Genomic DNA, 1,025 nt, shown 5'->3' on the forward strand with positions numbered 1-1,025 from the left:
TGAATGGGTTCATGTGCAGCTCCATCAGCAAAAGGGGATGATAAGTTTATCACCACCGACTATTTGCAACAGTGCCCGTTGAGGTATCAATGCTATCAGTCAAACTACGGAAATTGATGCTTCGCTGGCGTAGTTCCTCGGTCATTGAAACGAGGTGGCGCATACTGCGCCCGAGCCGATCAAGTTTCCATACAACGAGAGTATCGCCCGCATTAAGTTGTCTGAGAGCTCGATTGAGTCCCGGTCTATTTGTCGATTTACCGCTGATTTTATCTTCAAAAATGAGCTCACATCCTGAACGCTGCAGCGCGTCACACTGTAAGGCGGTGTTTTGTTCATTTGTTGACACGCGTACGTATCCAATAAGCATGGTATTTCTCTCCGTCAAAACCGGAAATCATGCCATTTAATGGATAAACACGCATTTTCGAAAACCTTGGTTTGGGAGAAGGGTCAGCTTTGCCTGTCGGTGTACCCGTTCCGTGGCCGTCAGCAACTCCACCGACGGGGTGGCTTAAATGCAACGGAGCGGCGTTCACGGCTTCCCAATATCCGAATCTGGCACTTGCCTTTCCCGCACTCAAATTACCAGACCTGCGCGGGGAGTTTATCCGTGGCTGGGATGACGTGCGTGGGATTGATAGTGGTCGAACGCTGCTTTCTTTGCAGCTTGATGCCCTTCAAAAAATGACTGGTTCAGCAAGTAACGGCGCGGCAACTGGCTTCGTGAATAGCAGCACGTCTAATGTCAGCGGAATTTTTAAGCGCGGAAGTAACATTTACCCAAATACTAACGCTCAGAATGCCGATTATCAGGGGGTCGATCTTGTCTTTGATTCATCCCTTGTAGCGCGTTCTGCGACGGAAACCCGTCCGCGCAACATCGCATTTAACTACATCGTGAGGGCCGCATAATGGGAACAGCAGAATTAAATAACGAACTTATTGCGGCACTGTTGCAAATAGTCGGTGGTGATAAACTTATCATCCCCTTTTGCTGATGGAGCTGCACATGAACCCATTCA

The 1,025-nt window shown here is 48.9% G+C and carries 1 protein-coding gene and 1 pseudogene; one reads left to right on the plus strand and one right to left on the minus strand.

From position 1 onward, the window contains the following. Positions 1–76: 76 nt before the first annotated feature. A pseudogene (locus tag QMN93_RS26000) lies at positions 77–370 on the minus strand (recombinase family protein); the annotation flags it as partial. Between the two features lie 89 nt (positions 371–459). Between QMN93_RS26000 and QMN93_RS26005 the strand changes: the two are divergent. Further along, a complete protein-coding gene (locus QMN93_RS26005) occupies positions 460–915 on the plus strand; it encodes a phage tail protein (RefSeq protein WP_226852917.1) in 456 nt (151 codons plus the stop codon). Positions 916–1,025 lie beyond the last annotated feature (110 nt).

The organism is Enterobacter sp. R-1.6.2 (assembly GCF_035064085.1).
GTDB classification, from domain to species: domain Bacteria; phylum Pseudomonadota; class Gammaproteobacteria; order Enterobacterales; family Enterobacteriaceae; genus Enterobacter; species Enterobacter asburiae_B.